This window comes from Moorena sp. SIO4G3 (genome assembly GCF_010692305.1).
Lineage (GTDB): Bacteria > Cyanobacteriota > Cyanobacteriia > Cyanobacteriales > Coleofasciculaceae > Moorena > Moorena producens_A.
The window spans coordinates 1-7057 of record NZ_JAAHIG010000430.1 but is presented as its reverse complement, the minus strand read 5'-3'; the positions used below and the strand labels follow the sequence as shown (position 1 = coordinate 7057).

Below are 7057 nucleotides of genomic sequence, written 5' to 3'. Positions count from 1 at the left end.
TGTTTGCTAATCAGATTGCAAGCACTCAGATTAGCAAACCCCCTGAACCCAAACCAACTGAGTCTCCTGCTAATGTCGAGACCAAGCGAGAAGACTACAAAGCCATTGACCTAGCCAATAAGGCAACACCTGATCAACTGATTGGTGCCGATCCAAAAGCGATCGCATTATCTACCTTTGGTCAAAACCAATCACAGTTGATTGAAGGAAACTTCGATCAACAGGTCAAGGTAGATTATCCTAAACCTGATCAAGCGGTAGTCACCATCACTCAAACGGGTTTACCGGATGACTCTGTACGTGGCATCCGGTATCGTATTGAGTTATCCCCCAACAAATCAGCCCAAACTGGCAAACAGTGGCAGGTGATGTGGGCTGGTCAACAGTTTACCTGTCGAGAGGGACGGGGTCATCAAGATTGGTCAACGGAATTTTGCCAATAATGGCTGGGTCAATGGCAAAGGGGTGAAAGACAATACACAGTTTTTTAAACACGGATAGACAGATAGTTGCTGATCTGTCTATCCGTGTCTATTCATGTCTTGTGTTTCGGTTAAATATCACCACGAATTTCTTCGATAACCCCATCCCGCAGCAGAATTTCCACGTTCATCTTTTTGACTAGGTTATCTCCCTCTTCCACCCTGAAGAAGCTTTCTAGCTGACCTTGACTAACTTCCTGGTCGAGTTCGAGGGTTTGGACTTGTTGTAGTTGCTGAAGTTGCTGGTTTTTCTGGTCTAGCAGTTCACTTTTCTTTTGATTAACCTGCATTTGAATACTTTCAATTTGTTGCGATACCTGAGGACCAGGAGGATCCATGCTCTGCTTTTTAATCTCAGCGATCGCTTTTTGTCCCTGGATATCAATCTGTTGCAGTTGCCCGTCGATTTGGTTGATTTGATTTTGTAGTTGTTGCTGAACCTCTTCCTTCCATCGAGGGGTAACGATGGCTTTGATATTAATTGGCCGTTTCAAGAGTAAGTTCTTATTAGAGTCGTCCATATGCGTTCCACTATCTAAGTTTGAGGGATTGAGAGTTTGACTGGTGATATTGCTCAATAATTCTTAAAAAGAAGATTGAGGTTCAGTCTCAAGGTTCGAGGCCCGCACCTCTAAACCTTCTAACGTTTTAACAGAAACTCGCGGAATTCCCCACCTTCTTTGAAGGTGGGGATGGATAGCGAGACTATAACTGTTTTCAATTCGGTGAGGTACAGAGTTCTGGGTTTTAGGGAACAGGGAACAGGGAACAGGGAACAGGGAACAGGGAATAGGAACCCACCCCTAACCCCTTCCAGGAGGGCAGGGCTGTTTCATTCTCGCCAAAAATAGATGGGGGGATGGGGGGATGGGGAGATGGGGAGAAAAGGAGCGCGAATAGTCGCGATTTTGGCCAAATTTATCTAAGCATCCTCTTTGGCCGAATCACCAATTGTTAGTCATTTCAGTTGATTGAACCAGACTAATTCGCCAGATTTTAAGGGCATTATTGGGGGATTTTTAGGTAAATTTGGCGGTATTTACCTATCCACCTATCCCCTTATTCCCCTATCTCCAATAATCGTTAACTTATTACACTTTGAAACAGCCCTGCTTCCAGGAGGGGAAGGCAAGAGGCAAGAGGCAAGAGGTAAGAGGTAAACAATACTTTGTACCTCATTAGGATAACAAATATAGACAAATTACGACGATTCGTGATATAATCTACTTGGTCAGTGACCCGCCTGAGTGACTAAAAAACTACCTTATCAAAGGTGTACAAAGTACTAGCTCCAGCTCAAGGTCAGAAGTTACCGCAAGAATAAGGCCGCCTTTATGGTTGGTCAGCTATGGGTAAAAGAGGTGCCCCAGACGCGCGCCAAGCGTGTAGGGTCGCCTTTATAGGTGACTGGCTATGAGGAAAACGGTTAAAACTATTGTATTAAGGCGACCCTACACTTACGGTAACTTCAAGACCCGTTGCGAATTTAATTTGCCGTTCGCGCCCCGCGTCTCCTACGGAGAACGGAAAGCGCACCTTTGGTTAAAACTTTATGATTAAGGCTGCCTTATTCTAAGGTTTCGTCTCCCTGAAGAGACTTGCCCCGGCTGGTTAGCCATAGAGCTGTAATTCCATGGTAAGTGTGTCGTAAAAGTTATACGTCGATAGAAGGCGGATGTCTGCCTGTGGACGCCTCGTCAACGACCAATTCCAGCAGGCGATATTTTGAATGGCCGGGTTCCCCGGCCATTCAAAAGCTCCTCTGGTTTAGGCGTCGGGGACGCGCGCGGGAAACCCGTTCGCGTAGCGTCGGTTTAGCCGATAAGAGGAATAAGACCGTCCCTGAATTGACCTGAGAATGGGAGCAATCCCATGGCCTTTGGTCAAGCAGGTTGGGGTACTTCACGCAAACATCCCGTCAATGATAGCGCGATAGCGTTCGGTGACTACAGGTCGTCGGATTTTAAAGGTTTGAGTCATCATGCCATTTTCCTGGGAAAACGGCTCTATAATCAGCCTAAAGGTGCTAATACGGTCATCTGGCCGATAACCTGGGCGATTTTTGACTTCTCGGTTTAATTCAGTTCGGTATAACCTCTGAAGCTCTTTAATATTTAAATCAACATCTGGAGCTGATACGTCAAGGGGAAGATTTTGAGCCGCTGCCCACCCTTGCAAGGCATCTAGATTTGGTACTATTAAAGCACCCAATGCCTTTTGGTCTTGACCCACCAGCATAATCTGGTCAATGTAAGCACTGCGCAGACAAGCATCTTCTATCGGTTGTGGTTCGATATTTTCCCCATTGGTGAGAACTATAGTATCTTTGGCTCTGCCAGTTAGGACTAAATCATTCTGGGGGGTAACCCAACCTAAATCCCCTGTATTAAACCACCGGTCTGGATCAATTGCCTTAGCGGTAGCTTCTGGTTTGTGATAATATTCCTGCATCACCTGTGGTCCTTTTACCATCACCAACCCTCGTTGACCTTGGGGTAAAGGCTGATGAGTCTTAGGGTCAACAATCCGGATTTGAGTGTCCGGTAAAGGTAGTCCAGCACTAAAACGCAGGTTACGATACGAACGCCTAGCATTAGTAACGGGAGAGGTTTCGGTTAACCCATAGCCGACTAGGACTTCGACACCAATAATCTCAAAGAAGTTATCCAAGTGGCGAGCTAAGGAACCCCCACCACTAATGACTTGCTTGATTTCTCCCCCAGTGGCTTCCCGGACTTTTTGATAAACTAGTTTATTAGCCAATTGATGAACCGGCCATAAATAGGAAGCTTGCACTGTGGCCAATAGTTTTTGGATTGGTGAAGGATTTAAATTATCTAAGGTCAACCCCTGAGCAAGCCGCCGTGCATCAATGTAGCGTTGACTGATCCCTAGCAGGTTTTGGACTAATTTCTGCTTACCTTCCGGTTGCTCACGAAACTGCTTTTGCACCCCCTCATAGATCGATTCCCACAGTCGGGGTACTCCGACCATAAAGTTAGGTTTGAAGGTTTTAAGGTCTTTTTTGACATGGCGCAGGTTGGTGTAAATCTGGGTGGAACCCTGAGATAATAGAAAATACTCCGCTGAGCGTTCGTAGGCGTGCCAGGTAGGCAGGATAGAAAGAACGCGAGCGCCTTTTTCGATTTCTATTACTGTACCAAGGCTGTTGACCTGATGCAGGAGATTACCATGGCTCAGCATCACCCCTTTGGGTTTACCTGTGGTACCAGAGGTATAGAGCAGAGTTGCCAAGGTTTCCCGGTTGTGGTTAGCTTTGGTAAGAGACCGAGATGCCCCGGCTTCCATGAGTTGAGTATAGTTAACAATTTGTCGGGATGATCCGGTCGATAGTGGTTGTTCTTCAGAAAGGAGAATCACTAATTCAATGGGTAGCCCATCCAAGCGATCGCCAAATTTTTCCAAAGTTTTGAGGTTTTCTAGCACCACAGCAGTGCTACCGCTATCTTCGAGAATATAAAGCAATTCCTGCCGTTCTGCTTGACCTGAGCGCACCACATTTACTGCTCCTGCACTCATGAGTCCCTGATCGGCAACTAGCCATCGAGGAGAGTTATCAGCAAATAACGCAATTCGGGTAGGAATACCCTTCTCATCGAGTTTTGGCTGGAAACCTAGAGATTGTAATCCAGCCGCAAATTGCTCGATTTGCTCGTGCAACTGGGTATAGGTCAGGGTCGAGGCTGGAGCACCATGAGCTCCCACAGCGTGAGGGTCTTGCAGAGCAATGATTGACCCAAAGCGTTGGGCAGCAAGGGGCCAAATTTCTGGTATCGACTGTAGTGAAGAGTAATCAGCAACACGCTTGAGGTAAACTCTCTCTTGTTGTCTGAGGCGTTCTGCATACTGGTTTTTCGACATTGATCAACTCCCTGATTCCTTAGGTAGCTCTTTCTACCATACTCTTATGCTCAGAGCTGATTGGCAGTGTTGAGTGGACACTATAGTTTCTGTCTTAGATCAAGTCTGGTTAATCACTCGTAGAATAATCCACACTCACCAGAGTTACCAAAGTCCAATCTACTACTATAACTTGTCCCCACACCCGGTCACCCTACCCCCTACCCCCCATTGATTACCCGAGCATCCTATACCCTAAGGATGAGCGATCCCGTGATAATCTCAGTAAAAATTCATGGTGTACTACTCGAAAAATTCATCTGGCATGAGTTTAATAGCATCTAAGGGTTAGGCAAGGGATTGTCCCCTTCCTTGCCTGAAGACAAATTGGATTAAAAGCCTGCAACCAGCGTTAATTCCAGATCAGCTATTATAGCTTTCCTGTAGCTTAAACCAAGAATAAATCGCGGCTAGACATAGGCGAAGCCTTCTTGAAGATGACAAAGTCCGCACTTCGCTGACTAGACGATCAAAATAATCAACGGGGTTTTGAACCGGGATTTGGTATCAGAAGATACATGAATTTTGTAGCATTAAAGCTCAACTGAGGAACTATACTGGTTCAGAATTAGTTTTCAATTTCCACCCTACTATCAATAGCATTACCATCTTTGCCAAGTAAAGGATTCAGATGACCTATCTCGAAACAACTGCTGAATTTTATTCTGAAGTCGCCCAAACACCCCAAGTTGGTTTGTGTTGTGTCCAAAGTAGCCCCTTACAACTGCCAGGACTGAAAATTCCTCCATTGATGGCGGATATGAATTATGGTTGCGGTACTACGGTACATCCCACCGAACTCAGCAATCAGCCAACTGTCCTCTATGTCGGTGTTGGTGGTGGATTGGAGGCGTTACAGTTTGCTTATTTTTCCCAACGTCCAGGGGGTGTGATTGCTGTTGAGCCAGTCGAGGCCATGCGGGAGGCGGCTACCCGTAACCTGAAGATTGCTGCTCAAGACAATTCCTGGTTTGACCAGAGTTTTGTGGAAATTCGGGAAGGGGATGCCTTTGCCCTACCGATGCCAGATGATTCTGTAGATGTGGTTGCCCAGAATTGCCTATTCAACATTTTTGAACCGGCTGACCTGATGAAGGCACTCAAAGAAGCCTATCGAGTCTTAAAACCAGGTGGACGACTGTTAATGAGTGACCCGATTGCAACTCGTCCGATTCCACCCCATCTACAGGAAGATGAGCGGCTACGAGCTATGTGTCTGTCTGGTGCGCTCACTTATCAATCCTATGTCCAACACTTGGTCAGGTCAGGTTTTGGTCAAGTAGAAATTCGAGCAAAGCGTCCCTATCGGCTTCTGGATTGCCAAAACTACAACCTCGAAGAACCCCTGTTGCTGGAAAGTCTGGATTCTGTTTCTTTCAAAGTTGTGATCCCAGAAGATGGACCATGCATTTTTACTGGCAAGACAGCAATTTACATGGGCGCGGAAGAGTTTTTTGATGACAATGCGGGACACATCCTCTCCCGTGGTGTGCCAGCCGCTGTTTGTGATAAAACAGCCGCGAAATTAGGAAAGGTGAATCCAGAAGAAATCTTAGTCACTGATTCAACTTGGCACTATGTTGGTGGTGGTTGTTGTTAGAGGTGAAGGATAAATTATAAAGGATTAAGGATAAAAGATGAAGGATTAAGGGTGTTGGCAGTAGGTGTCAATTATCGGGTAGGTTGAAGGATAAAAAACCATGGATTTGTTGATCAACAAATCCATGGTAAAATTAAATATTAACCAATCCAAAATATTACTTGATACTTGACACTTCGGCGAAGCCGACGCTACGCGAACAGACTTAACACTTACCAAATCCGAAATCGTAATTTAGACTTCAGACTTTAGAATTAATAATTTCGGCGAAGCCGACGCTACGCTAACATAATTCACACTTTAAAATTAATACTTCTAACAATGCCAAGGCAATTAAATTATGATTAAAACAGACGTTTCAGCTGTTACACCGTTCCACAAAAAACTGCAATCTCCCTTAAGTAAACACCCAATCACGGTTTTACAAATTAATCTGGGTAAGCGTTGTAATCTAGCTTGTAGTCACTGCCATGTGGAAGCTGGTCCTAAACGAACTGAAGAACTTTCTCCAGAAATTTGTGACCAGCTTATTACCCTGATTCATCAGTTTCCTCAAATTAATACGGTTGACTTGACTGGTGGTGCGCCAGAGATGAACTATGGCTTTAAGCCATTAGTTGAAGCAGCCTACCAAACTGGAAAGGAGGTGATTGTTCGGTCAAATTTGACCATTTATTTTGAACCGGGATATGAGGATATACCTGACTATTTCGCTAAGCACCAATTACGAGTAGTAGCTTCTTTGCCTTGTTATCTGGAAGATAATGTAGATAAAATGCGCGGCAAGGGAGTTTACGATGATTCGATTCGGGCGATTCAATGGCTGAATCGGTTGGGCTATGGTACAAACCCCAACTTAATTCTTGATTTGGTCTACAATCCCTCTTTGCCACTGAGTGAAACGTTTTCTCTGACTCCTAATCAGGTTAAGTTGGAGCAGGATTATAAACTGTTCCTAAAAGAACAGTTTGATATTGAATTCAACCAGCTATTTACAATTACCAATATCCCCGTTGGTAGAACAAAGTTTCATTTACAACGCACCAAGCTATAT

At 45.1% G+C, this 7057-nt stretch carries 5 protein-coding genes; 3 read left to right on the top strand and 2 right to left on the bottom strand.

The genetic code is table 11. The features are described 5' to 3' along the window. On the top strand, positions 1 to 443 hold a 443-nt coding region (locus F6J99_RS38995), incomplete at its 5' end, for a hypothetical protein (protein ID WP_293121415.1). Between the two features lie 110 nt (positions 444 to 553). Here F6J99_RS38995 and F6J99_RS38990 read toward each other — a convergent pair. Both F6J99_RS38990 and F6J99_RS38985 read right to left on the bottom strand, forming a co-directional pair. Further along, positions 554 to 1003 (bottom strand): YlqD family protein, encoded by a 450-nt coding sequence (locus tag F6J99_RS38990; RefSeq protein ID WP_070391459.1) that lies wholly within the window; start codon positions 1001 to 1003, stop codon positions 554 to 556. A gap of 1381 nt (positions 1004 to 2384) precedes the next feature. Further along, positions 2385 to 4364 (bottom strand): AMP-binding protein, encoded by a 1980-nt coding sequence (locus tag F6J99_RS38985; RefSeq protein ID WP_293121413.1) that lies wholly within the window; start codon positions 4362 to 4364, stop codon positions 2385 to 2387. 670 nt (positions 4365 to 5034) lie between these two features. On the opposite strand from F6J99_RS38985, the gene arsM reads away from it, so the two are divergent. Beyond that, on the top strand, positions 5035 to 6003 hold the full coding sequence (gene arsM / locus F6J99_RS38980) for an arsenosugar biosynthesis arsenite methyltransferase ArsM (protein ID WP_293121411.1): 969 nt from the start codon (positions 5035 to 5037) through the stop codon (positions 6001 to 6003). Positions 6004 to 6343: 340 nt separating this feature from the next. Next, a partial coding sequence (locus F6J99_RS38975) for a DUF3641 domain-containing protein (protein WP_293121409.1) occupies positions 6344 to 7057 on the top strand: 714 nt, incomplete at its 3' end.